Source organism: Stratiformator vulcanicus, assembly GCF_007744515.1.
In the GTDB taxonomy this organism is placed as follows: domain Bacteria; phylum Planctomycetota; class Planctomycetia; order Planctomycetales; family Planctomycetaceae; genus Stratiformator; species Stratiformator vulcanicus.
In genome coordinates this window covers 4,826,008-4,850,553 of sequence record NZ_CP036268.1, presented here as the reverse complement: position 1 = coordinate 4,850,553, position 24,546 = coordinate 4,826,008, and the positions used below count along the sequence as shown (strand labels likewise).

21 protein-coding genes are annotated in these 24,546 nt (G+C 57.8%); 13 read left to right on the top strand and 8 right to left on the bottom strand.

Features of this window, described 5'->3' with window-relative positions:
- Positions 1-55 precede the first annotated feature (55 nt).
- The 4 genes from Pan189_RS19360 (at position 56) to Pan189_RS19345 (ending at position 4,797) form a co-directional block, all read left to right on the top strand.
- A complete protein-coding gene (locus Pan189_RS19360) occupies positions 56-1,372 on the top strand; it encodes a CNNM domain-containing protein (protein ID WP_145365727.1) in 1,317 nt (438 codons plus the stop codon).
- Complete coding sequence (locus Pan189_RS19355; protein ID WP_145365726.1) at positions 1,372-2,388, top strand: CNNM domain-containing protein; 1,017 nt, start codon at positions 1,372-1,374, stop codon at positions 2,386-2,388. Before Pan189_RS19360 ends, Pan189_RS19355 begins: the two co-directional genes overlap by 1 nt.
- A gap of 406 nt (positions 2,389-2,794) precedes the next feature.
- The gene (locus tag Pan189_RS19350; RefSeq protein WP_145365725.1) at positions 2,795-4,009 is read left to right on the top strand and encodes a hypothetical protein; all 1,215 of its coding nucleotides are present in this window, start codon (positions 2,795-2,797) and stop codon (positions 4,007-4,009) included.
- A gap of 140 nt (positions 4,010-4,149) precedes the next feature.
- Positions 4,150-4,797, top strand: coding sequence for a Uma2 family endonuclease (locus tag Pan189_RS19345; protein ID WP_145365724.1), 648 nt, complete (start codon positions 4,150-4,152; stop codon positions 4,795-4,797).
- On the opposite strand, the gene gltX is transcribed toward Pan189_RS19345, so the two are convergent.
- Entirely contained in the window at positions 4,788-6,359 is a 1,572-nt protein-coding gene (gene gltX, locus Pan189_RS19340; protein ID WP_145365723.1) for a glutamate--tRNA ligase, read from the bottom strand. The two genes, Pan189_RS19345 and gltX, sit on opposite strands and share 10 nt — an antisense overlap.
- 218 nt (positions 6,360-6,577) lie before the next feature.
- On the opposite strand from gltX, the gene Pan189_RS19335 reads away from it, so the two are divergent.
- Positions 6,578-7,363 carry a hypothetical protein gene (locus Pan189_RS19335; protein ID WP_145365722.1) on the top strand — a complete coding sequence of 262 codons (786 nt, stop codon included), beginning with the start codon at positions 6,578-6,580 and terminating at the stop codon, positions 7,361-7,363.
- On the opposite strand, the gene Pan189_RS19330 is transcribed toward Pan189_RS19335, so the two are convergent.
- The gene (locus tag Pan189_RS19330) at positions 7,353-7,697 is read right to left on the bottom strand and encodes a DNA polymerase ligase N-terminal domain-containing protein (RefSeq protein WP_145365721.1); all 345 of its coding nucleotides are present in this window, start codon (positions 7,695-7,697) and stop codon (positions 7,353-7,355) included. The two genes, Pan189_RS19335 and Pan189_RS19330, sit on opposite strands and share 11 nt — an antisense overlap.
- Positions 7,698-7,823: 126 nt before the next feature.
- Between Pan189_RS19330 and glnA the strand changes: the two genes are divergently transcribed.
- Both glnA and Pan189_RS19320 read left to right on the top strand, forming a co-directional pair.
- Positions 7,824-9,236 (top strand): type I glutamate--ammonia ligase, encoded by a 1,413-nt coding sequence (glnA, locus tag Pan189_RS19325; RefSeq protein ID WP_145365720.1) that lies wholly within the window; start codon positions 7,824-7,826, stop codon positions 9,234-9,236.
- A 121-nt stretch (positions 9,237-9,357) separates the two neighbouring features.
- Positions 9,358-9,807 (top strand): heavy-metal-associated domain-containing protein, encoded by a 450-nt coding sequence (locus tag Pan189_RS19320; protein ID WP_310820803.1) that lies wholly within the window; start codon positions 9,358-9,360, stop codon positions 9,805-9,807.
- Positions 9,808-10,065: 258 nt separating this feature from the next.
- On the opposite strand, the gene Pan189_RS19315 is transcribed toward Pan189_RS19320, so the two are convergent.
- Complete coding sequence (locus tag Pan189_RS19315; RefSeq protein WP_145365718.1) at positions 10,066-11,352, bottom strand: phenylacetate--CoA ligase family protein; 1,287 nt, start codon at positions 11,350-11,352, stop codon at positions 10,066-10,068.
- Between the two features lie 180 nt (positions 11,353-11,532).
- Here Pan189_RS19315 and Pan189_RS19310 point away from each other — a divergent pair, with 180 nt between their 5' ends.
- The 3 genes from Pan189_RS19310 (at position 11,533) to Pan189_RS19300 (ending at position 16,732) form a co-directional block, all read left to right on the top strand.
- Positions 11,533-12,042 carry a hypothetical protein gene (locus Pan189_RS19310; protein WP_145365717.1) on the top strand — a complete coding sequence of 170 codons (510 nt, stop codon included), beginning with the start codon at positions 11,533-11,535 and terminating at the stop codon, positions 12,040-12,042.
- A 143-nt stretch (positions 12,043-12,185) separates the two neighbouring features.
- Positions 12,186-13,976, top strand: a complete 1,791-nt coding sequence (locus Pan189_RS19305) for a DEAD/DEAH box helicase (RefSeq protein WP_310820802.1) — start codon at positions 12,186-12,188, stop codon at positions 13,974-13,976.
- 242 nt (positions 13,977-14,218) lie between these two features.
- A complete protein-coding gene (locus tag Pan189_RS19300; protein ID WP_145365715.1) occupies positions 14,219-16,732 on the top strand; it encodes a WD40 repeat domain-containing protein in 2,514 nt (837 codons plus the stop codon).
- Here the strand turns inward: Pan189_RS19300 and Pan189_RS19295 are convergent.
- The 3 genes from Pan189_RS19295 to mutY all read right to left on the bottom strand — a co-directional run bounded on the left by Pan189_RS19295 (position 16,729) and on the right by mutY (position 19,989).
- Positions 16,729-17,640 carry a hypothetical protein gene (locus Pan189_RS19295; protein ID WP_145365714.1) on the bottom strand — a complete coding sequence of 304 codons (912 nt, stop codon included), beginning with the start codon at positions 17,638-17,640 and terminating at the stop codon, positions 16,729-16,731. The genes Pan189_RS19300 and Pan189_RS19295 overlap by 4 nt on opposite strands.
- Before the next feature lie 19 nt (positions 17,641-17,659).
- Positions 17,660-18,532, bottom strand: a complete 873-nt coding sequence (locus tag Pan189_RS19290) for a hypothetical protein (protein ID WP_145365713.1) — start codon at positions 18,530-18,532, stop codon at positions 17,660-17,662.
- Positions 18,533-18,816: 284 nt separating this feature from the next.
- Positions 18,817-19,989, bottom strand: a complete 1,173-nt coding sequence (gene mutY / locus Pan189_RS19285; RefSeq protein ID WP_310820801.1) for an A/G-specific adenine glycosylase — start codon at positions 19,987-19,989, stop codon at positions 18,817-18,819.
- 156 nt (positions 19,990-20,145) lie between these two features.
- Here mutY and Pan189_RS19280 point away from each other — a divergent pair, with 156 nt between their 5' ends.
- From Pan189_RS19280 to Pan189_RS19270, 3 genes are all read left to right on the top strand, one after another.
- Positions 20,146-21,114 carry a DNA-methyltransferase gene (locus tag Pan189_RS19280; protein WP_310820800.1) on the top strand — a complete coding sequence of 323 codons (969 nt, stop codon included), beginning with the start codon at positions 20,146-20,148 and terminating at the stop codon, positions 21,112-21,114.
- Between the two features lie 101 nt (positions 21,115-21,215).
- A complete protein-coding gene (locus Pan189_RS19275) occupies positions 21,216-21,602 on the top strand; it encodes a toll/interleukin-1 receptor domain-containing protein (RefSeq protein ID WP_310820799.1) in 387 nt (128 codons plus the stop codon).
- Complete coding sequence (locus Pan189_RS19270; RefSeq protein WP_145365711.1) at positions 21,599-22,210, top strand: toll/interleukin-1 receptor domain-containing protein; 612 nt, start codon at positions 21,599-21,601, stop codon at positions 22,208-22,210. The genes Pan189_RS19275 and Pan189_RS19270 overlap by 4 nt, the downstream gene beginning before the upstream one ends.
- A 107-nt stretch (positions 22,211-22,317) precedes the next feature.
- On the opposite strand, the gene Pan189_RS19265 is transcribed toward Pan189_RS19270, so the two are convergent.
- Both Pan189_RS19265 and Pan189_RS19260 read right to left on the bottom strand, forming a co-directional pair.
- Complete coding sequence (locus Pan189_RS19265) at positions 22,318-22,968, bottom strand: hypothetical protein (protein ID WP_145365710.1); 651 nt, start codon at positions 22,966-22,968, stop codon at positions 22,318-22,320.
- Between the two features lie 60 nt (positions 22,969-23,028).
- Positions 23,029-24,426, bottom strand: a complete 1,398-nt coding sequence (locus Pan189_RS19260; protein ID WP_145365709.1) for an outer membrane protein assembly factor BamB family protein — start codon at positions 24,424-24,426, stop codon at positions 23,029-23,031.
- Between the last annotated feature and the right edge of the window lie 120 nt (positions 24,427-24,546).

Here is a 24,546-nt window from a genome sequence, read left to right as displayed (position 1 = left end):
CGCTTTCACAGGCGTCGGTAGCTGACGTCAGAATTTACTTCGTGCAGTCACAAATATGTGGGAGTTCTTCGAAGCGGCATCGCTGTGGTTTCCGTGGTCATTGGGGATGCTCTGCCTGATCGGTTTTTCCGGTTTCTTTTCGTCGAGTGAAACCGCTCTGTTTTTTCTTTCGCCGACGGAACTCCGGGCGATGCGCGTGGGGTCACCGGCTGAGAAAGCCGCCTCCGATCTGATGGCCGACGCCAATCGCGTGCTGACCGCGATTTTGTTCTGGAACCTGCTGATCAATCTCACCTACTTCGTGCTCGGCGTCGTCGTAGCGCAGCGGCTTGCTACCGCGGGCATGGCGACAGCCGCGGCGATCTACGGCATCCTCTCGCTGGCGGCCATCATTCTATTCGGTGAGGTACTGCCGAAGAGCATTGCGGTCGTCTTTCGTCGCCGGGCCGCCGTCGCGCTGGCATTCCCGCTGACGCTCACGGTGCGGGTGCTCGATCCCGTCACTCCCGCACTGGCGGAGATCGCCAATTCATTGCGACGAATGTTCTGGCCGCGACTTCAGGCCGAACCGTTTTTGAAGGCCGAGGACTTGGAGCAAGCCGTCGAAGCGCTGACCGATCGCCGCGAAATCACCGATGCCGAACGCAAGGTGATTCACAACGCCCTCGACCTGTCGGATTGGACGGCTGAAGAGTCGATGTGGCCGCGGGGCAGCTACCTGACGTTGCCGACGCCGATCCGCTGGGCCGATCTCGACGGACGGATGCCGCCGGGTGACTTTGTCGCCGTCCGCGCGGGGGATACTACCGAGATCGAACAGATCGTGCCGCTGCGAGACCTTGTCGACGTGACCGAGCCGCTTGAGACGAGGTCGGTCAAACTGGTGCATGTGCCGTGGTGTGCTCGCCTGGCCGACGTCTTGCAGGAACTCGGCCCACGTGGCGGGGCGGCGTCAGTCATCAACGAGCATGGCGAAACCATCGGCGTGTTGATGCTGGAGGACCTGATCGACACCGTCGTCGTTGCGGAGGCGAGTCGCGCGAGGCGGATCTTGCGGAGAGAGCCGGTGATCAACGTCGGGGGAGGCGTGTTTCACATCGAAGGCGTCGTCTCACTGCGAACACTGTCGCATACCCTCGGCGTCCCTTACGACTTCGACGATGACGCGAACTGGACGGTCGGCGGATTGATCGCAGACCAGCTTGATCGGATCCCCGTCCGTCAGGACACGATCCGCTGGAACGGATACGAGTTGCGTGTCATCGACGCGACCTCGCGCGAAGTCAAACGCATCGCCGCCATCCCCCTGAAACCCCCGCCCGGTATTGATGGCGGTGCCTCGGTGGAACCGGAGTCGGGAGGCGTTTCGTAATGCTCGATTGGATGCTTATTTCGTCGATCGCGCTGTTCCTTCTGGGGCTATCGCTCTCGGCATTCTTTAGTGGTTCCGAAACTGGGTTCTATCGGCTCAGCCCGCTAAGGGTCGCCGTTGAAGCGGGGAGCGGGGACCGGACGGGGCGACGGCTTCTCTGGCTGACCCGGCATCCCGACCGATTCGTTGCAACGACGCTCGTGGGCAACAACGTCGCCAATTACCTGACGACGATGGCGATCGGTCTGTTTTCCGCCTCGATATTCGTCAGTACGAGCGGTCTGGTTGAAGTTGCCGCGACCTGGCTCACTTCGCCCTTGATTTTCGTACTGGGCGAACTGCTACCGAAAACCCTCTATTTTCGCGCTCCGATGCACTTTCTGCGGCCGGGGACGCCGTTGTTCGTGATGTTCTACTGGCTGTTCCTTCCCATCAGCCTCCCGCTGACGAGTGTGAGCCGACTGTGCGAGCGGATGGCCCGCAGCCCGGCACGGCAAACAGAGTTCGTGCTGGCCCGCAGCCGCTTCGGGCAATATCTCACAACGGGGCACCGCGAGGGACTGCTGGGGGAATTGCAAAGCCGATTGCTGCAGAACCTGGTTGCGAGCTCGACTCAGCGTGTTTCGAGTTCGGTCACGCCGCGCGAACGGATGTATGAAATTTCGGTCGAAACACCGCCCGCCGAGGCGTTGCAACATGCCGTTCGTTTCGCATTGACCGAGATCCCGGTTCGAACTCCGGGCAGCCTGACTGATCCGAATACGCTGCAATACGTCCGGGTCGCGGAAATCGCCGCGACGGAGGCGGACTCGCTGAAACCGCTGCTGCGGCCGCTGCCGCGGGTCGACGTGTCGCAAACCAAACTGCTGGCGTTGATGACGCTGAGGAAAGCCGAACAGTCGCTCGGCGCCGTCTACGAAGGGGATCAGTTCGTCGGAATCGTGAAAGAACGCGGGTTAATCGGCCAATTTCTCCGGTCATCGCAGTCGATTGGCGAAGCCCTCCCCACATCCTGATTCGCCGCCGAAAGGCTCTCACGATCGGCCTCATCACGAGCTCCAACACGCCGGTTGAGGCGGTTGGCTCACCCGAGCCACAATTTGAAAAAGTTACGAATCACGGTCAGTCGACAGCCACACTCCCGGTTGCAACCCTTTAATTCGCATGGCTTTCGGGTAGATCATCCCCCGGTGGGGTCGACGCGGCATTCGGCCGTTCCAAGGCGGATTTGACGGCTCGCTTCGGTCGGAGCGACCCCGAATCTTGACCCGGATTTCCGGCTGATCTAGAAATCTGCCCCCGACGACGGGCGGCCAATCGAAACCCCTTCCGGTTCGCCCGTTCCCTTCCGACGAATCCTTCTCCCGCATCGCAACTGACCCCATCCGTCAGGAAGTCCCCATGCCGACAGGAACTCCGATCATGTCCATTCGCGCCGCCGTCCCGCTGTTGGGCGGGCTGATTCTTGCCACAACCGCCACCTCGGCGTCCGCCCAGTTCTTCGGCGGAAATGACCCCTGCGGGTGCCAGACGGCTTCCGCTCCGGTCTACACTCAGAACGTCTGTCAGCAGACCGCAATGGTCGTGCAGCCCTGCTATCAGCAGGTGCCCGTCACCGAATATCAGGAAGTCCGACAGACGGTCAGTCGACCGGTCGTCGAAACGAAATACGTTGATCGCGAAGTCACTGAGTATGTCCCGGTGACCGAGAACAGGACCGCTTCGGTTCCGGTCACGCAGTACACCCCGGTCACCGAGTATCAGACGGTCATGCAAGACCGCTCTTACTATCGAACGAATTACACGCCGAACTGCCGTGTTTCGCCCTGCCAGTACGATCCGCGACCGGGCGTGCTCGGTTGGCTGAACCGGACGGGCTACAACATTCGTTCGGCGTTCGCACCGAAATACACCGCCCAACGACAGTACGTGCAAAATCAGGTCGCCATGCAGGTCCCGGTGACCCGTCAGGTTGCCCAACACGGCACACGTCAGGTGAACTACCAAGTGACGAAGATGGTCCCACGAACGACGACCCGCAAAGTTGCGGTCAACGAAGTCAAATACGTGCAGGAAGAAGTCACCGGCATGCGTCCGGTCACCGTGATGCGGACCGTCCCAGTCGGAACGAGCGTCGCCTATGCTCCCGGCGGTGCGACAACGGCCTTCGGTGGCTTCGGTGCCGGTTCGGCCACGAACGTGGCTTACGGTCCAATTCAGTGGAATACCGGCAGCTCGGCAACGGCTTTGGGCCCGACACCGGACCCGAACTTCAGTCGATCAGCCGATTTGGAAACGATTCGCAAGCGAGAAGCCGATCGCCGCAACGACAAATTCAAGCGAGAAAAGACCGACGACGACTTCGGTCGATACGGTCCGGAGCCGACATCGAAGAACATTCGTGACGAAGCTCGCTCGCTGCAGGCTCCGGTCGTGAGCGAGTTGAAGGTCCCTTCCTTCACTCGGCTCAGTGACGGCGAACTTGAAAACGTGCTGCGAGAACGCGGCATGATCGCAGACCACGCCGGACATGTTCCGACCGTCGCCGTCGCGGGGATCACCTCCACGGTGAAAGCTCACCGCTGGAACAGCCGCCGCAATGCAGCGTCGGCCGGCCCGTCTCTCGCGATGAAGTAATCGACGTGCCTGATTTTTTGCTCAAAGCCCACGAGTCACGACTCGTGGGCTTTTCTTATGCGCCTTGAAAATATGCCGCTGCTCCCCGTTACAATGAGGGAGGGAACGTCTCTTAAGAGGCTCGAAGAGGAACACCTTCAATGTCGACTGTGCAAGAACCGATTGCCGCACCGGCTGAGGAACCGACAAGCGATGTCGGAGATCCGACTTGGGAAATCGCGCGTCTGTTCCCCCTACAGGGACATTGGTCGGAAAGCGAATATTTCGCACTGGAGACGAAGCAGCTCGTTGAATTGGTGGACGGCAAACTGGAGTTCCCGCCGATGCCTACGACTTCGCACCAATGGCTGGTCATGTTCATTCACCGGGCGTTATACATTTACACTGAAGAGCGAAAGTTACCGCCACCTTACTTTGCTGGCTTGCCACTTCGATTACGCGAAAATTTGATCCGCGAGCCCGACATCCTTTGGCTATCGGGCGAGAAAGAAAAGCAGCGGGGCGAACAATACTGGGGCACGGCCGATTTTGTGCTTGAAGTCGTCAGCCCCGGCGGACGCACACGTGATCTCGTCGAAAAGAAACGGGAATACGCCGCGGCGGGAATCTTCGAATATTGGATTGTCGATCCCAAAGAGCGGACGGTCGCCGTGCTGACTCTCAACGATGGCGACACCGAATATTCAGAATCGGGCCTCTATCAACACGGCGACGTCGCCAAGTCCGTCTTGTTTCAAGGTTTCGAAATCGCCGTCGCGGAACTGTTTTCCTCGGATGCTCAAGCCTGAGCTTCGACGCGCGCCAGCGCCGACTCGATCCGCTCGAGTGTCTTCTCGCGTCCCACGAGGACCAAGCAGTCAAAGACCCCGGGCCCGACCGGTTGGCCGGTGGTTGCAATGCGGAGGGCGTGAATTAATAGGCCGGGCGACACTTCATGGGTGGTCGCGAACGATTGTAGTTCGGCTTCCAAATGCTCCGTCGTCCAGTCGCTCTCATCGATCGCCGATAGGCGTTCCTGTTGAAACTGCTTAAGCAGCGGTGGCACGCTCTCTTTGGCGATTCGTTTCTTAAAGGCCTTCTCGTCGTATTCGACTTCGTCTTTAAAGAAGCAGGCGGCATCAAGGATATCGCTGAAGAGCTTCAGTCGATCGCCGAGCGCAGCGATGACTCGACCGACAAAGGTCCGCATCTGGTCGTCGGCTGAGTCAATTAAGCCGGCCCGCAACAGGTAATCGATGCAGCCCGATACCTTCGTATCCATCGGCAGTTCGCCCATCCAATGCGACTGGAACGCGAAGAGCTTGTCCGGGTCGAGTCCCGCCGGGTTCTTGACGATGCGGTCGAGCGTGAAGTTTTCTTTGACTTCGGATAGTGACAAAATCTCAGTTTTGTCGTCGAGCGACCATCCGAGCCGTGCCAACGCGTTTAAGACAGCCGCGGGCAGGTAGCCGATTTTTTCATAGTAGGCGACCATTACGGGATTTAATGTTTCGCTGTCGCCAAGGCCGAGTTGCGGAAAGACGGTGTCGCCGCGTTCAAACATCTTTTTGAATTGTGGATTATTGCGGTACTTTGCCAGATCGCGTTTGCTTAACTTCTTTGAAGTCCCCGGAGCCGTCACAAACGGGATGTGGGCGAACGTTGGCAAACTCTCGCCGAGCGATTCATAAATGAGTGCTTGTATCGGAGTGTTCGAGAGGTGCTCTTCCGCACGAATGACGTGCGTGATCTCCATGCCCGCGTCATCGACGACCGTCGCGAAGTTGTAGAGCGGAGAACCATCGCCGCGCTGGATCACGGGATCGGGGAGTAGTCCGCAGTTCCACTCGACGTTGCCGCGGACGGCGTCGTCGATCACGACAGTCTTATCACGCGGCACGAGAAAGCGAACGACATGGGGTTTCCCGGTTTCGGCATATTCATCGAGCGTGGCCTGATCGAGGTCCAGTGACCGGCGAATGTTAAGGTAGGGGCGTTTCTCCTGTTGCGCTGTTTCCCGGTCGGCTGCAATCTCCTCGGAAGTCGCATAGTCGCGGTAGGCAAGTCCTTTCGCGAGCAAACGGTTGGCAGCCTCGCGGTAGAGGTCGCCGCGTTCGGACTGAAAGTACGGACCGTGCGGGCCGCCTACTCCCGGCCCTTCGTCCCAGTCGAGACCGAGCCAGCGGAACGAATTCAGAATCGGCTCCAATGCCTCTTCGACGTTTCGCGCCCGGTCGGTGTCATCAATGCGTAGGATGAATTCCCCACCACAATGCCGAGCCCAAAGCCAATTGAACAAGGCCGTTCTCATGCCACCAATGTGCATGTAGCCGGTGGGACTGGGAGCGAAGCGTGTGCGAACGGCGGTCATGCGGACGGTCGATTCAATAGGGTCGGGACAGACTGCGGAATGGGCCGCAGTTTGCGTCGGTGTTTGTCGGGCGATGATTCAGCGGGCGTTGCCTTCGGTCAAGGGAGCCGTATTGACCGACTCGATGCCCCCGCCTAGCATCGCGGTGCGCGGCCGCGGATTCGCCGACCCGAAACGGCAGTCTATTTTGCCTGCTGAGGGCCTGTTGAGGGATCAATATGTGGAAGTGGCTGCTGCGAATCTCCGTCGCCGTCGCGTTGCTTATCGCCGTTGGCTTCGGCGGCCTCTGGTGGGCTGCCCGGCAAGAGCCTGATTTCTACGAGCAGGTTCGCGTCGTTGAAACCGAACCCGAGGTTCGAAAGCAGGAGGCCCAGGAAACGAGCCGCCGCTTCGCTTCGGTCATTCAACGGGTTCGCCAGCCAGCTCACCAGCCGGTCGACAGCGAAGGTGATCCGGACGAAGCAAATGCCGACACGGAAGAGGCTCGCGAAGTCTCCGAGGAATGGTCGGAAGAGTTCACAGAGCGGCAGATCAATAGTTGGCTGGCCGAAGAATTCCCCTCGAAGTTCCGTCGCTTCGTGCCATCCGAACTCAGTGATCCTCGCATCGATCTCGCAGACTCGGCGATTCGCGTCGGGTTTCGCGTGAACACGCCGCAATTTAAGGGGGTCGTCAGCCTCGCTGTGCTGCCCGAGCTTCTCGGGCCAAATCAGCTCCGGCTGACAATTCAATCACTGCGCGCTGGTCTGATTCCGGTCGACGCCTCCCAATTTCGAGAGGAGATATCGCGAAAACTCGACCGAGCGCGGGTGCGGTATCAGTGGTCTCGGCACAACGACCGGCTCGCCCTCGTTCTGAGGCCAACCGAAGACATTGCAGAAATTCCGGTTTTGGAGTCGCTCGAGATTTCGGACGATCGATTGCAGCTACGCGGCAAGTTCGATGACGCGGTCGACGGTCAATCAATATCGACCGCCAAGGCGATCGACTCGGTCACTCGCTAACGATTCGTAGCGTCCAGTGGTCGGAACCCTTTGTGAATGTTGCCTTTCCGGCGACTCTCTCTCCCCTAAGCTGAACGACGAGCCGGTCCGATGCTTCTTCGACCGGCTCGTAGTCTCCTGCGTCCCATCTGGCGACGGTGCCCCGTCCGCCACTGACCGGGCCTTCGTACTCCAAGTAGACGAGCCGGTGATCATCGAGCGGTTCGGCTGAGATATCAGCCTGCCCGTTTGGCTCGGTGTTCAGGCGCCATGTTCGGAGGGCTGGGCCCTGTTCGAGCATCAAATCCCAGTGAATGTGAGGGTGATCGTGTGTCAGGATAACGAAGCGAGGCATAGATGTGCTTAAAATTTAGGCACACCGGTTTGTCACGGTATGCAGTTTGCATTAGTAAAAGTCGAAATGAAGACGTGAACTGACATCCGTGATTTTGACCGCGCTGACCTACCGAATTGAATTCCAATGACACCCAGGGAAGTATTGGCGTTATGCCGAGAGCGAGAAATCCACGCCGTCGACCTGCGGTTTATGGATTTTCCGGGGACACCGAAGCATTTTACCATTCCTATTAAAGCACTTACGGAAAACAGCTTCGAAGACGGTTTCAGCTTTGACGGCTCCAGCATGAGGGGTTGGCAGGCGATCAATGAGAGCGACATGCTCGTCGTTCCTCAGCCGGAAACGGCTGTCGTCGACCCGTTTTTCGACTCGACACTCGCCGTCACCTGCAATATTCAGGATCCGATCACTCGGGAGGATTATGCTAAAGATCCGCGCAACGTTGCGCGCAAAGCAGAACTCTACATGAAGTCGACCGGCATCGCCGACACGGCAATGTTCGGACCCGAGGCGGAATTTTTCCTCTTCGACGATGTTCGTTTCGACTCGAATGAACACGAATCTTACTACCACATCGAGAGTGCCGAGGGCCAATGGACCCGTGGCAAAGCGGGCGAGAACGGCAACGCCGGCTACAAGATTCGCTACAAGGAGGGGTATTTCCCGGTCCCGCCGACCGACACGCTGCAGCAGGTGCGCACTGAAATCATGCTGAAGCTCGAGGCGTGCGGCATCGAGGTCGAGGGCCAGCATCACGAAGTCGCCACCGCGGGCCAGTGCGAAATCGACATGCGGTACGCCCCGCTGCTGCAGACTGCTGACAATCTGCTGCGATATAAGTACGTGGTCAAGAACGTCGCCGCCCGGCACGGCAAGACTGCGACGTTCATGCCCAAACCGCTCTGGAACGACAACGGCAGCGGGATGCACCTGCACCTGTCGCTGTGGAAGGGGGGCGAAACCCTTTTTGCAGGATCAGGTTACGGCGGTCTATCGGACCTCGCGACGTTCGCGATGGGGGGCATTCTCAAGCATGCCCCGGCGATTATGGCGTTCTGCTGCCCGACGACCAACAGCTATAAACGCCTTCAGCCGGGCTTCGAGGCTCCGGTCAATCTCACCTACAGCTACCGCAATCGGTCGGCCGCGATTCGCATTCCCGTGCACAGCCCTCACGTGAACAACAAACGATTCGAGTTCCGCTGTCCCGATTCCTCATCCAATCCGTATCTCGCGATGGCGGCGGTATTGATGGCGGCGCTCGACGGCGTGCAGAACCGGATCGAGCCGGGTGAGCCGCTCGACAAAGACATCTATGACCTCGGTCCGGACGAGCTCAAAGATGTTCCCAAGGTGCCGCGTTCGCTCGAAGAGTCGCTCGATGCGCTGCGGGCCGATCACGAATTCCTGCTCCGTGGCGATGTCTTCACTGAAGACGTCATCGATACGTGGATTTGGTACAAGACGGAGCATGAAGTCGAGGGCCTGCGGCAGCGGCCTCACCCCTACGAATTTGCGATGTATTACGATATTTGAACGGGCCTCTTCGGGCGATCGCGTGCCGGAAGCGATGGACTTTCCGCGTCGATGCGTGACAATGGCTTCAACTCGGATATGGCCGAGGAATTCGATTCCATTCTTCCGAAGGGTTTGTTCGATGTCGCTTCGCTCGCTCTCGCTAGTCTCGCCCGCACTTGCTGCCGCATTCCTGCTCGGATGTGAGCCTGAAACGCCGACAGGTGGCGGCGGAAGCATGACAGCCCCTTCCGGAGGGTCGACGTCCGAAGCGGGGAGCGCTGAGGGAGGAAGTGCACTCGGAGCCGCCGCCGAAGCGAACTCGGGCCTCGACTTTGAACCGCAGATTCTCGTGGTCTCCGACGCCAAAGCGACCGATACCGTCGTGTTGAATGTCCCCGGAATGCACTGCGATGTGATGTGCAGCCCGAAGGTCCGCAAAGCGATCGCCTCGGTCGACGGTGTCGTCAAGGTTGAAACGCAAATTTCGACCGACGAAGGCGAACGGACCGCCAAGATTTGGACGACCGAAGAGTTCGACAAATCGAAAGCCATCGCCGCCGTCGAAGAGGTCGGTTACGAGGTGAATTAATAGGTTAAATGACCAATGTCCTGTGTGGCACGGACACCGTCCGTGTCGCGCAGCGGCCAGAGTATTCAGCGCGCGATGCCGATAAAGTGGAAGCTCGCGCGAAGTTCGTCAGAGTGAACTGGATGCTCGTGCGGCTACGAGGCGAAGTAAATCAATTGAATAGCCTCAACAAGCCGCGTTTCCTGAGAAACGCGGATCGAACCGCTTGGGAACGCTCCCTCGCGGTCGCGGCTAAACCTTTTCCTGCTCTGCCGCCGCTTAACCATCATCTTTCACCAGTCGTCGACCTTTAAGCTCAAATCGCGGCAGTGATCCGGGTGCGACAGCGGCGACCTCGGCCTGAAAATTTAAGCGGTCTTTGATCGTTCGCCTCACCTTGGGCAGGAGGGCATCGACGGCTGCCTCCGATTGCGGCTCGATCTCGAGTCGCAGATGGTGCATCGAGTTCCGCGTTTCGAGGTTGAGGCGAAACTCGACGATCTCGTCAAATTCGCGAAGGATCGCCTCGACGCTTGACGGGAAGACGTTGTTGCCGCGGATCGTAATCATGTCGTCGGCCCGTCCGAGGATCCCGCCTTCAAGTCGCAACAGCGGATAGCCCAGTGGCGACTCCCGGCTTGCTTTGACGAGGTCGCCGGTGCGGTAGCGGATGACGGGAAAGCCGATGCGACCGAGATTCGTCACGACAAGCTCACCCATATCACCAACGTCAACGGGTTCGAGCGTCTCCGGATTTAATATCTCTGCGATGCACTCCGTTTCGAGCAAGTAGAGACCTTCAGGGTCGCCAACGGCCGCGGCTGCCAATGAGCCGAGTTCCGACATCCCCCAATGGTCATAGACCGTCGCGCCCCAAGCACCTTCGATGCGGGCCTTCGTCGCCGGGACGTTCCCGCCGGGTTCTCCGGCCACAATCAGCGCGCGAACAGCCGACGTCTTGAGGTTAAAGCCGATCGATTCGGCGACTTCCGCCATCCGCAGGGCGTACGTTGGCGTGCAGCACACGAATGTCGCATCGTTGGATGCCATCAGATCGAGCCGGGCTTCCGTGCTGAGTCCGCCGCCGGGGATGCACAGGTTGCCCAATCGGCAGCCTCCGTCGAAGGCCGCCCAGAATCCGATGAACGGTCCGAAGCTAAACGGAAAGAAAATTCGGTCGTCTTTGGTCAGCCCGGCCATGCGATAGATCAACGACCAGCAGTCGGCGAACCAACTCCAACTTTCTGGTGTATCGAGCACGCGATACGGGCGACCCGTCGTTCCGGACGTTTGGTGATAGCGACTGTAGCGAATCAGGGGGAACGTCAGATTGGTGCCGTACGGCGGATGGGCGGTCTGATCGGCGACGAGTTCGGCTTTCGTCGTCAGTGGCAAACGATGGATGTCATCGACCACACGGACCGATCGCGGGCCGATCCCGGAATGCTCGAACTTCGTTGAGTAGAAAGCGTTGTCCGGAACGATCGCGTCGATCAGCGCGCGAAGCCGTTCGTTCTGTACGCGCTGAATGGCTTCGCGCGGCCACGCGTCGATCGACGCATCCATGAATGGGTCCAAGACGATCCTCGGGATTCGGTAAAGCTTTCGGAAGCGGTACGACCGGCAAGGTCACCGCAGTCTTGCAGTTCTTTCGCTAACTAAAGTGTCCCGGAGTCCCGCGTCGATCAACAGTCGGGGGAGGAAGCCCCGTTCGAATGATGCGAATGGATTCGCGACAGGACGAGCATGGCCGCGGCAGACGACGACTTCAAACTCGGATTTCTATCGACCGTTGCCTTACCGGGCGGGGGATTTGTGGGTGGATTGCTCGTGACGAATCGTCACGGCCGGCCGCTCGAATTCCAATGCACCACGCCGGTTAAGCCGACGAAGTCGCAGGAAATCCTCTTCGGCGAGATGCTCCAGCCCTATCTGCTCGGCGAAGTCATCGCCGAGACGCTGGTCCGCAAAGCCGCCGTCAAACCCGATATTGTGCTGACCGAAGACGATGCCGTCCTCGAAGTCCGGTCGCATATCGACAAACCCGCGGGCTTGGTTTTTGAGTCGCCTGCGCAAGATGCCGATTCGATTCAGGTCGGCCGCCAGCGACTCCGCTTTCACGATGGACACCGTAGCGACCGCGATTTGGTCTCCGATCGGGCCGCAGCGATTCATGCCGCCGTCGACATGACCGAGCCGTTCCGCCGCGTCCGTGAAGCGCTCGAAGAGACTGCCAAGGCGAGCGCCACGCGATAACGCAGCCAACGGGCACGAGGCCAATGCACGAGAACGCTCAAGCCGCGCACGCAACAAGCGGATTACCCACCTCCGCACAAGCCGCGCACGCAGTAAGCGGATCAACGACAGGTCGCGCTTCGTCCGCTCACGCCGATCGGGAATTGGCCGACGATTTATATCCAGAAGTCACCTCCGTTTCATTGCGGCCCGAGGTCGCGCTGTATTCCTCCGGCATGAACGGGGCATTGCTGCGCAATCCGACTATCGACACCGCGTCGGTATCGCTGAAATCGACAGTTGAAATTGCCCGGCGGGAACGTCCCACTCGGCCGAAAGTCCTCACGGTGAAGCTGACCTTTCCGGCCGGCATCGAATTGCTGCCGCCGCCCGAAGAAAAGCAACCGGTTGCAAAGAAGAAGCCACCTCGTCCAGAAGGAAGTTCGGAAGAGGCGCCGCCGAAAGTAACCCGACTGAAGCCGCCACCGGGGACGCTCTCGTTGCAGGATCGGTTGTTCTACCTGTTGCAACCGCCGTTGGAGCAATGGCTTGCCGGGCAGGAACTGGTCATGCCGTTCGAGCCGTTTCCCTATCAGTATCAGGGAATCGCGTGGCTCTTCTCCCAATCGGCCGCGCTGCTGGCCGACGAGATGGGCCTCGGCAAAACGATGCAAACCATCACAGCTATGCGGCTCCTTTTAAGAAGTGGACAGGCGGGAAGAGTGCTCTTAGCTTGCCCGAAGCCATTAATCCCGAACTGGCAGCGTGAATTTGCCCTGTGGGCGCCGGAACTTCCCGTCACGACGGTTGAGGGGAATACGTCTCGCCGCAAGGTGATTTGGTCGATTCCCGGTGGCGGAATCTTTCTGACGAACTATGAAGTCCTCGTCCGTGATTTTGAAGAAATGCCCGAAGAGGAGCAGCCGAAGTACGATCTGCTCGTGTTGGACGAAGCGCAGCGCGTTAAGAATCGCGACTCACGAACCGCGCAGCAGGCTCGTGGCGTGAACCGTCGGCGGACATGGGCCTTAACTGGAACCCCGATCGAGAACCGTCCGGAAGAACTGGCCTCGCTCTATGAGTTCTTAAAAGTGCTACCGCCGCGGGCCGCGCCCGATCTCGATCAATTAAGAAAACTGTCCGAAGACTATATTCTCCGGCGGACCAAAGACCTCGTCATGAAAGACATGCCGCCCCGGCTCGACCGAGACGAATATCTGTCGCTGAACCCGGCGCAGGAGGCGGCCTATCATACGGCGGAGAAGGAGGGCGTGGTCCGCCTGAATGACATGGGGGACACCGCCACCGTGCAGCACGTGTTCGAGTTGGTGCTGCGTTTGAAGCAAATTGCCAACTACGACCCGCTCACCGGCCAAAGCTGCAAGCTCGACGCTCTCGCTTCCGATATGGAAGAGATTACCGCCAGTGGCGGCAAAGCGATTCTATTCAGCCAGTGGACGCGAAGTTTGGATTGGCTCAACGAGAAACTGCTGGAGCGGATCCCCGAATGTAATCCTCTAATTTATCACGGTGGAGTCCCGACGAAAAAGCGGGAGCCGATTCTATCGAAGTTCAAAGAAGACCCGAAATCACATCTTCTTTTAATGAGTTACGGTACGGGAGCAGTCGGTCTTAATCTCCAGTTCGCCGGCTACGTGTTTTTGTTCGACCGTTGGTGGAACCCCGCGATTGAAGATCAGGCGATTAATCGGGCGCACCGCATCGGGCAGAAGTCGCAGGTGATCGTGACGAAGTTTATTTGTAAGGATACCGTCGAAGAGAGGATCGATCGCGTCCTTCAGGAGAAGCGAGACCTGTTCGCGGCGATTCTCGGCGACGGAGACAATGAGCGGGAATCGCTGAGCCTATCAGCCGGAGAAATCTTCGGCCTGTTCGACATGCAAGCCCCGACCAAGGGCGGCGGCACCCGAAAGATCGGCCCGCAGGCGGCGTGATCTGTCCGGTTTTGTTGAAATGACCCATACCGTGCAAGACTTGTGTCGTGCGTCTATGTATCTCCGTTGCTGGCAATGGGGCGACGCCGTACGGTTTCAAACAATGCTATATCGGAAGTTTCGGCAAAGGTGAAATGAAGGGTTGACGCGCGTTGGTAAATTCAACAGATCAAATGCGCGTTTTTGAATATTTAGGCGACTTCAGAATTGTCCGCTCGCGTTTTGGCTTGTAGGATCGCCGAATGTATATTGGTGATCGTGAGGGCGAAATGAATTTGAAGTTCCGAATCGAAATAGCAGTTTTCTTAACGAGCGTATTGGTCTCAACGGCCAGCTCTGACGATCGGCTGCCGTTTTCGTCGGTCGTTCGAAATCTCGAAGAAATTCAGGGTGAGGAAGCAACCGGAACGCATTGGATCGAATCGGCCGAAACTCGGCCATTCCGCTTTCGCGACCCGAAAGCAAAGCTCCCGACCTTGCTCCGCGAAGCGACCATTCTGCGTGATGTTCGTGATGGTGATCGGACCCTAGTTATTCGGGCGACGAAGCCCGGAGCGGTAGTGCTCTTGACTTACACAAAGAGCACGGATTCGAAGTTGGGCCGTTCGCTTGTTGATAACTGCTGGGCTTGGTTGCAGTTCTCGTACGCGTACGACCCTCAATTCAGGTCGCGACAAAATGTTCCCGCTTTCCGAATTCGGCACTTCGATGCAGCGGAAGAAGTGACATTAAATGTGGGCGAAGGTGAATTCGCGTGGCCGCTGGTAACTTCGGCGAAAGGCCGCATTCAAGACGCATCTCTACACTCATCGTTACCGCAGTGGTCACTCTACAAGTTAATTACTCAGAAACTGGTCCAGCAATTCATTCGCGAAGAATTTGATAAGCTTGAACAATTTGACCGAGATTTTGGCGTTGGGAAATCGGAAGAAATCAGGCGCAACCTGAATTGGGGCGGCGTCTGGCCGGACCACGTCTTCGATCACGCAGTTGGGTCCTTTTTCTACAGTAATGAAGAAGAGCGACCCGTGCATCTCGGGTGGTTGCAGGCTTGGAAGACTCAATTTCCAGAGTCGGCGATCCCCGATCGATTTCTCGGAAGATACTATATCAATTGGGCGTGGGCAGCTCGCGGCTCCGGTTATGCGATTGATGTCAGTCCCGACGACTCAGAGAAATTTCTGGCCCGGCTCGAAACGGCTCGAACTCATTTGGAGCAAGCACGTCAGATGCCGGCGCACGGGCCGTATCTCTACGCCGACCTAATTAAGGTTGCGAAAGGTTTGGGCGAAGGTCCGCCGGTTATTTATGACTTGATCGACGGCCAGCTCGATCGCTGTCCCTGGTCGATTACCGTAACAAGCAGTGCCGCCGGGGCTCTGTTGCCTCGCTGGGGCGGCTCTGCGGAGGAGATTCAGAAACTCGCAAAACATCTGGAAAAGCGGACGAGCCGAACTCATCAACAGGTGGCTTACGCGACGATTGCGCGGACAGTCACGAGCTACAATGGAAAGAGTTCTTTATCCGAATTCGGCTTCGACTACGACAAACTCCTCGGTGCCGTTTATGACCGCATTGAAGTTTATCCAGATAATGACGTTCAAAAATCGATGACTCTATCGCAACTACTCAATTTGCGTGAATACGATAGGGCGAAACAGTTGCTGCGCGAGCTGGGTACCGACGCGGCTCCCGGGTTCTTTAAGTCACGACAGGAGTGGGAAAGGCTCGTCGCGTACGCGAATGCTGACTACGAACCGCCAGCCCAAGTCGCCTGCCTAATGGACCACTCCGCCAAAGGGCGTCGCGTGATGTCCGCTCGCTTTTCCCCGGATGGTTCGCGGCTTGTTGCGGCTGATCAGCACAACGATATCTACGTTTACGAGACGGGGGAGTTCTCCCGGATTGCAAAGTTTCACTTGCCTATGGGGAGTGTCCGTTTTGCGCACTTCGGGCCCACGAAAGATATCGTCTGGATTTGGCTGTTCGACGGCCGATTAATTCGCTGGACACTGGACCCGCAAGATGCCGCGTCAGGTTTTCGGCAAGTCGAAATCGCGATGCAGGTCAAGCAAATCAAAGGCAACATTGATGCTTCACGTGACGGGCGGGTTGTCATAACTTCAGATAACACCAACGCTCAAATTTATGATTTGGAATTACTGGAACTCAGGCACGAAGTTCTCCGGCCGAACGGGGCGACACTTTTTAATGTGTCGATCTCCGGCGACGGGAAGGAGGCCATTTCCTCTGGTATTGATCGTGGACTGACTTTTATTGATTGCGAATCGGGAAAGGTGAAGTCGGCGTTGTCGAGCTTGGCGAAGCAGACCCCGACGTTAGGTGCGGTATCAGATCCTGGTAAAAAGTACGTTGCTTCGATGTACGATCTCGCTCTGCGAATTCACGATCGACAGTCGGAAGAAATCATATCTGAACAATCTCCAATCTACGCCTATGTGCGAGGTGCGTCATCATCACCGGTAGGGGCAGTCGCATCGATTGCAGGTGACTCTGTCTCTGATAGGAACCCTGAATTCGGGGGTGCGTGGGTTGTGAGATTGGGTCGAGGTGAGAGGTGGCTCAAAATTCCCGGGCATGTCTACGGTGTCCAAGATGTGGACTTCTCGCCCGACGGTAAGTATTTGGTGACGGCGGGGAATGACCTGACGACCCGCATTTGGGATGTCGAAAAACTTCTTAAAGAATTGCCGAAAGCTGAGCCAGATTCGACAGCAGACGAAAGTCAGGATTAACGCTTCGCCGCTTCAACGGCAATCCGCCCCATCGTCCATCTTGCGTTGATGTCCTGCAGCGGGCGGAAACGTTCTTTACCGTCTATGTCGCGGTAGCGCATCGCATCGATGCCGAGCGGGCCGTGGTAGCCGAGCTTGGTTAATTCATCTGCGGCCAAGCGGCCGATTTTAATGCAATCCGACCATGACGCAGTTTCGATGTCGGAGAGAAGTCGGCTGCTGACGTACCGCCCATCTTCGGCGGTATTGAGATCAGCGACGCCGACGAGGCTGATGTTGCCATCCGGACTCAGATGAAACTGCATTCCGATTTCGGCGATGCGGTCGAGCCACGGTTCGAAGAACAGGCACTTCGTGGGATGGCCCAGACGGCGCGCGGCCCATTTCTCAATCCGTTCGTCGGGGCGAGAGCCGCTACCGATCATCCGCTGCCGGGCCGAGCCGCTGAACTCCTCCTTAATCACCCATCGATCACATCCGGCATGGTCGATCGCCTCACGGAGTTCTTCCATCGTGTGAACCACGCGAGTCTTGTCCGGTCGGACGCCGAATTGGAGTTCGAGCAGATCGTTGATTAGCCGCGAATTCGCAAGTGTCGTCGCATTCGCTAAAGGGCCCGAGAACGGAAGCATACGCGCGCGGGCCCACTGCTCGGCCCATTGGTTGTTTCCCCAGAACTCGACCCGTGAAAAGCGCGTCAGTTCGCTTTCTGACCCGATGAAATCGGGACCTTCGATGGACGGCCCGTTGATAAAGATGGCGTCACCGGGTCGCAGCAGCGGTCGAAGCAGTGGAGCGAGACGCCGATTGATCGCCCGAAGCTTTTCCGGCAGCAGGTGATTCAGACCGTCGGTCTGAGTTGCGAGCCGATGCTCAAAGTCGAAATTACCGACCCACAGCGTCTTCATCGCCGTCGTCTCGGCGTCGTCAAAACGTGAGCTTCAGAATCTGCTGCTCTTTGAGCATCTTCGATCTGATCACGATCGTGTCCTGAACCAACTCGTACGATCCCGGAACAATCACGGAAAGCTGCACGATATTGCCTTTGATCGGGAGTGCCGGCATTCCCGGTCCGGGTACCGGTTGCTGATAAGTGTCCGTGCCGATGACGAATCCAGACAGATCAGCCTTAGGATACTTCTTCATTTTTTTCCGAAGTTTTTCCGGAAGTTTGATCTCGATGAAGATTACATAGGGCTCCAGTGGTTTGGGGTCTTCCGGGTCTGTCCATGCCGTGAAGTTCCCCTTTGTGATCGCGTTCCCTCCCGGCTTGGCGAGCCCTAATTCTTCCCGCTCGCTCTTCCCAAGCCCGGCCGCATTTCCGGCAGTTTCACCGAGTCCTTGACCGATCGAATCGGTCTTCACTTCTAAAGCTTCATCCGCCTTAGCAAGTGCCTCGTTGAGTTCCATCTCCATGCGGACCGGCTCGAATTCCGGCACCGTTGTCTGTTCGACCTCCATACCGCCCGAAAGTTGCTCGAACGATGTGTCGATGAGCTGGTCAAGACTCTCGGATTCCTCGCGATTGAATCCGGCAACGGTCGTCAAGCCGTTCTCAAACGGATCGGATATGAAGACGAGGCCGGCAATCATTAAGGCCGCGCAGTGAAGCAGGAGCGATATCAGCAGGGCCTTCGGCGTAACGCTGACAAGCCAGTCGAAGACGCGTTGGTCGATGGTCCGCTGATCGGCATCGGCTTCAGTAGCGATGGCGGACCGCGAACCCGAAACCCAATTCGGGGCCGGTGGGGGCGGGGACACCGCCTTCGAACGAGCTTTGGCCGGGGCGGCTGAACTCATCGGATCGATTCGATCTCGCTTGGACTGAGAACCTCGGTGGCTGCGATCTCCGTGCGACCTGCCGCGCTGGGCCGGCAAATCCTTCGACACGGGTCGCGCACTATTATCGATCATATTCTAACCGGGATTGAACCCAACAAGCTCCGTGAATACGTGTTCTTTCTCTCTTTTTATCGGGTCAACCGATCTGTGAGGCAACAATGATGCAAATCAGCCGCCGAATACGGCCGTATTGGAAGAAACGGGAGACGAGCACTGAATTCGACGCAACTTCTTGTCTTCACTTAGGAAATTTCGATCAATCGATCGGCAAAACGGCGGCCCGGCTGCGAAAACGCGAGTTCTGAAAGAGCGTTGACCCTCACCCATTTGAGCGGCTGATCGCTCGAAAGTCGGCCCGATTGATAGTCCGCCAGGCAGCAAAATAGCCGAATTTTGTATCGTGTTACGGCATGTCGCACTTCCAACTCGGCCCCCCTGAGACGGCAGGACACGCCGGTTTGGTCACAAATGAACTGTTCGATCGTACTCCGTAATTCCTCGCAAACCGGTTCGCGCGTGAAAAGATTCGGTTGGTCTCGGGAAGAGCGTGCCGGGACCGATGGTAACGTGATGCGTGTCAGCAGCGTCTCGTCGAGGGTCAACCGTGGGAAATCCCACAGACCCGTCCACCATTCGCCAAGGCCCCGTTGGCGGATGAGATATCGGTCGTCTTTGCGGACTGCCACTGTGACATCGACCAGCGGCGTCGGTTTCGACCGACGTTTGGCCGCCGGAATTTGCTGTTGCAGATCATGCCGCGCGGCAACGCAGTAGCGAGATGCCGGACAGTCGCCGCACGAAGGCGACTCGATCGTGCAGACGGTCCCGCCCAGTTCCATCAGTGCTTGATTGAAGAGGCCGCAGTCATTTTTCGGGAGGATCGTCTCAGCGAATTGCCATAACGTCTTTTGGACGCCCGTCGATTTCGGATCGCCGCGCTCGCCCAAGAGGCGACAGTAAAGCCGCTGCGTATTGGCTTCGACGATCGGCGCCCGCTCATCGAATGCGAATGACGCGATCGCCCCGGCGGTGTAGCGGCCGATGCCTTTGAGCGATTGCAGTTCTTCAGCCGTACGCGGGAACGAACCCGCGTGGTTGGTCGCAATATCCTGTGCGGCCGCGTGCAGATTTCTAGCGCGACTGTAATAACCGAGACCCTCCCATAACTTGAGGACATCGGCCTCTTCGGCGGCAGCGAGTTGCTGCACGGTCGGGAATCGATCGAGAAACCGCTCGAAATAGGGGATCACTGCCGCCACCGTCGTCTGCTGCAGCATGATCTCGCTGATCCAGATTGCGTACGGATCACAAGTCCGTCGCCACGGCAAATCGCGACCTCGTTCGGCGTACCACGCGAGGAGCTTCTCTCGGAACCGCTTCAGCTTGGCGGGGGATTCGGTCAGCAGCTTCGACAAGGCAAATGATTCGACGAGTTGTGAGAACACAGATTGTAAAAACTCTGTGGGCAAGTGGCCGCCGGAAGTGTAGTCCCGGCGGTCTCGCTTGACGAACGAGGGAGATCGCGCTGGAGTGTGCCATCCGATGATGTTCCTGACAGGATCGAAACGACAATGGCGAAACAGCGTCAGCTCAAATTTGACCGACTGATCCGTGGCGACTGCGTCGAGCAGATGCGAAAGCTTCCGGAAGGCTGCCTCGACCTCGTCTTCGCCGATCCGCCGTATAACATCGGATACTCGTACGATGAGTACGACGACCGCCGCGACTGCGATGACTACCTCGACTGGTGCGGTGAGTGGACGAGCGAAATCGCCCGGCTGCTCAAACCGGATGGCACGTTTTGGCTGGCCATCGGCGATGAGTATGCCGCCGAGATGAAAGTGATGCTCACCCGCCAGAACGAAGAGCGGCTCAAGCTCCGCAGTTGGGTCATCTGGTACTACACCTTCGGCGTGAATTGCACGCACAAGTTCAGCCGCTCGCACGCGCACCTGCTTTACTTCGTGAAGGACCCGAAGAACTTCACCTTTAATGCCGACGACCCCGACGTCCGCGTGCCGAGCGCCAGGCAACTCGTCTACGGCGATAAACGGGCTAATCCGAAGGGCCGACTGCCGGATGACACTTGGGTGATGATCCCAAATCACGACGGATCGCTGCCGGAAGTTGCCGAGGGTGACGAAGAGAAATGGGTCCTGCGTCCTCAGGACGCTCCGACCGGTTTTCGCGACGACGGCAGCGTGTGGTACTTCCCCCGCGTCGCGGGCACGTTCAAGCAACGAGCCGGCTGGCACGGCTGCCAGATGCCCGAGCAACTCCTCGGGCGGATCATCCGCTCCTGTTCGAATGAAGGCGATATCGTCTTCGACCCCTTCGCTGGCAGCGGAACGACGCTCGCGGTCGCGAAGAAGCTGGGCCGATCATTTCTCGGCTGCGAAATGTCGAAGGATTACGCCCGCCAAGCCGAAAAACGACTGTCCGACATCGTCGTCGGCGATCCACTGACCGGACCGGAGAACCCGCTCGTTAGTGCGCCGTCGACGAAGAATGGACGACGGCTGTCTAACTATGCTAAATAGCAAAAAAACTTTAGGTCACCATATACTGAGGGTTGGCAGTGCCCCGACCAACCAGCCGAAAACGGAAAAAGTCTGGCCAAGAGGATGACGCTGAATTCCGCGTGTTCGTAAGCCATGCGACGTATGATAAATTTCTCGCGAAGGTGATCTGCGAGAAGATCGAGGCTTGCCACGAGAACGCGACAACATTTCGTGACGACCGCGATATCAACGGCGGAGATGTCATCCCTGAAGCAATTCGGGATGCGATTAAGCAATGCCACGAGTTTTGCGTTATTATGACACCGGAGTCTGCTGAAAGGCCGTGGGTCCATTATGAAATGGGAATGGCTGATATGAGAGACGATGTCCAGATTGTCCCATTCTTTTACCACGCTGAACCGAACAATCTTCCTGCCTTTGTGACACGAAGACGTGGGTATCAACTTGACGAAATCGATGACTATCTCGAAGACTTGGTCGGTCGAATCGAAAGGAAGATCACGTGAGTAGCGTGCAATTATTTGATGTCTTTCTGTCACATAGCTCCGCAGACAGCAGTCTCGCCGACTTGGTCGCTCATGAACTAGACCAAGGAGGGCTCGGTGTTTTCCAGCATGATGTGCCTCAACCGGGAGAAGACCTCAGCGCCGAAATCCGTGATTCCCTTGCAGAGTGTAGTGCCGTTGTTTTTCTGCTGACGCCGTCTTTCCGCGAGTCACCAAATCTTGCCTACGAGGCAGGCGCTGCGATGGCTTGGAATAAGCCAATCTTCAGTCTCTACAGTGGTGTCGAACCTCAGTCGATCCCACGGTTTCTCCGCGAATACAGGATGGTGCCGATCAGCCAGCTCAACTCGTTCCCGGAAATGATTCGCCCAACGATTGAGCCGTTTTCAGACGAAGATCGCTCTACATTGCGAGACGTCTATTCTGAAGTTGGAATCCCGACGGACCAACTTGTTCGCAGACCATCATTGTCTGGAGAAATTTCAGCTCGATTTCGCGAGAAGGCAGGTATCGTCCGTGGAGCAGAGCGGTTGGTTCAGGAACTCATCAAGATGCGAAAACGCGGTGATCTTCCAACCGTGGGTCGACTCACTGCCGCTCCCGAGTGATTTTGCATACGGAACTCATGTGCAATAAAGTCTTCAATTGGACTGCCGACGAAGAATGGACGACGGCTGAAATTCTCTAAACGCTGAGTCTCGGCCGCATCATCGAATTACTCGTCATTCGAATACGGCACCACGATTTCTTCAGCAGCGCTGATGACGGCCTCGAGCTCTTCGGCCTTGGAAGGATCGATAATCCTTAAGTAGTGGTCCCGGAACATGACGAAGGAGAGCCCTTCGGCATGATGGGTGGGCAGTCGCTCGGGCTCCGTCTCAACCCATAGGAAGGCATACCGGCGGACCCGTGCCTGTTCGTCGGGCGACTCGGGTTTGAAGGCGTAAGGGGGCAATGGCGTTGGCCCCATGTGCGCTGAGCGGATCCCCGAAAGCTGCTCTTTGGCAAATCGTTCTCGCTTCAATTCCTTCGCGGCGTTGAATGACGTTTGCCGAGCCTGCTCAAGCGGTGACAAGTACGGCACGATTCGAAAGGATATCTCAATGGAGTGCGGCTCCTTTTGCGGAGCATCATCGGGATTGGGGTTGAATATGATCCTTTCTGCAAGCAGCGGCTCGCTTGACCGAATCAGTATCGCCGGTTGGTTGGACCGAACGATTTCCCAGCCAGCGGGGAGGCCTGCTTCGATTCGATCAGCAATGCGTTCGAAAGAGTTGGCGCTCTCTTCAAGATCACCGGCAACGGAAACACTGATCGATCCGACCAAGATTAACGAGCCGAGGCATGTCAGGAGGGTCGATTTCATCAAAGCGTCCTCGCCGGGATAGTTGCATCCTGCGCCGTCCGAAGTCATCGACCCTTTTGATCACTCGCCACCCACGCAGTACAACGTCTCCTGACGTTGCGGGCCGCGGCCGTCGGCAACTCTTAGATACAACCGGTCGCCGACGACGGTGATACTCGAATACATCTCCTCGCCGAGTTGATTCTCGGTAACCGATTCGAAGCCTGATCCTGTTGCTTTAAAGACGTGCGTGAGGCCTTCGTGGTTTGTCGCGAGGACGTGCCCGTCTGCCCAAACGGGGGACGCGCGGAACAGCGATCCGCGCAAGCGTGTCTTCCATTGTTCCTCGCCGGTCGCCACATCGAAGCACCAAGTCTGCCCCTTGTCGGATACGAGAAAGAGTAGATCGTCTTTGGCGAGCAGCGAAGGCACATAGGCTTTCGAGCGTTCCCGCCAAGCGGGCTTTGGCGTATCGCCGACCGACACCGCGAGTGTCTCCGATCCGGGATAGCCCCCGCTGGCAATAGCGAGACCTTCGGCGTAAACAGCGGTGCCGGCTACCGCTTCGGTCGTTCCATCGATGCTCCATAACTCATCGCCAGACGCGGGATCGAATGAGGCAATCCGATCCGCTCCGCCGATGATCGCCTGAGCGCGGCCTGCCATCGTCACAATGAGCGGAGTCGCATAGCTGGAGGCTTCCGGCCGGGCCGTCCGCCAAACGACCTCGCCGGTGGCGCGATCGAGTGCGGCGATAAACCCGCCGCCGGAGTGATCCCCGGTGATGATCACATAAGGGCCATAGAGCACCGGCGAGGGGGCGTAACCGAAGCGCGAGTCGAACGGACCGGCGTCGACCTCGCCCCACACTGGTTCGCCGCTTAACGAAAAGGCGGAAACGAAAATCGCCGCGTCATGTAGAAAGCTGATATAGACTCGCTCGCCATCGGTTGCCGGCGTCGAGGAAGCGAAGCTGCTTTCGGGATGCATTCGATTGTCAGGCGGGAATCCTCCTTTGGAGACTACAGCCGACCAAGTCGGCTCCCCTGTTTCGGCATCGAAGGCCAAGAGCGATTGCGCTTGTGCCTGTTCGTCGGCTGTCGCCAGATAGACCTGCCCGCCATAAACCGTGGGTGACGAATGGCCGCGTCCCGGCACCTTTGACGACCAAATCACATTGTTGTCAGCCGACCATTCCAGCGGAGGGGAGACGTTGGGGGCAACGCCGTTGCGATTCGGACCCCGCCATTGCGGCCAACCATGCTTGGCATCGGGCTCGATCTCGACGCCTGGCTTCGCCGGGGAGAGCATATACGGGTCGTCGTCGGCAACGAGCGTCTTCCCTTCGGAAACCGACGTTTTGATCTCGGTGACTTCCTCCGTCGCTCCGCCCGGGCCGCCGCCTTGAGGGCGACCGCAGCCGAGGAAGACAATCGCTGCGGCAAGGATGAAGAGTCTTGCTATCGGTGTAGTTGTCATAGACAGCTTTGTTCGATGGTCAGTTTTGTTCGACGATCAGTGATCGAGTTCGGAACATGGTAACCAGAAGTGGCGTTGGTTGCCGGTCTTTCTGGAGCCAGGCAGCCGATTGGGCCGGAC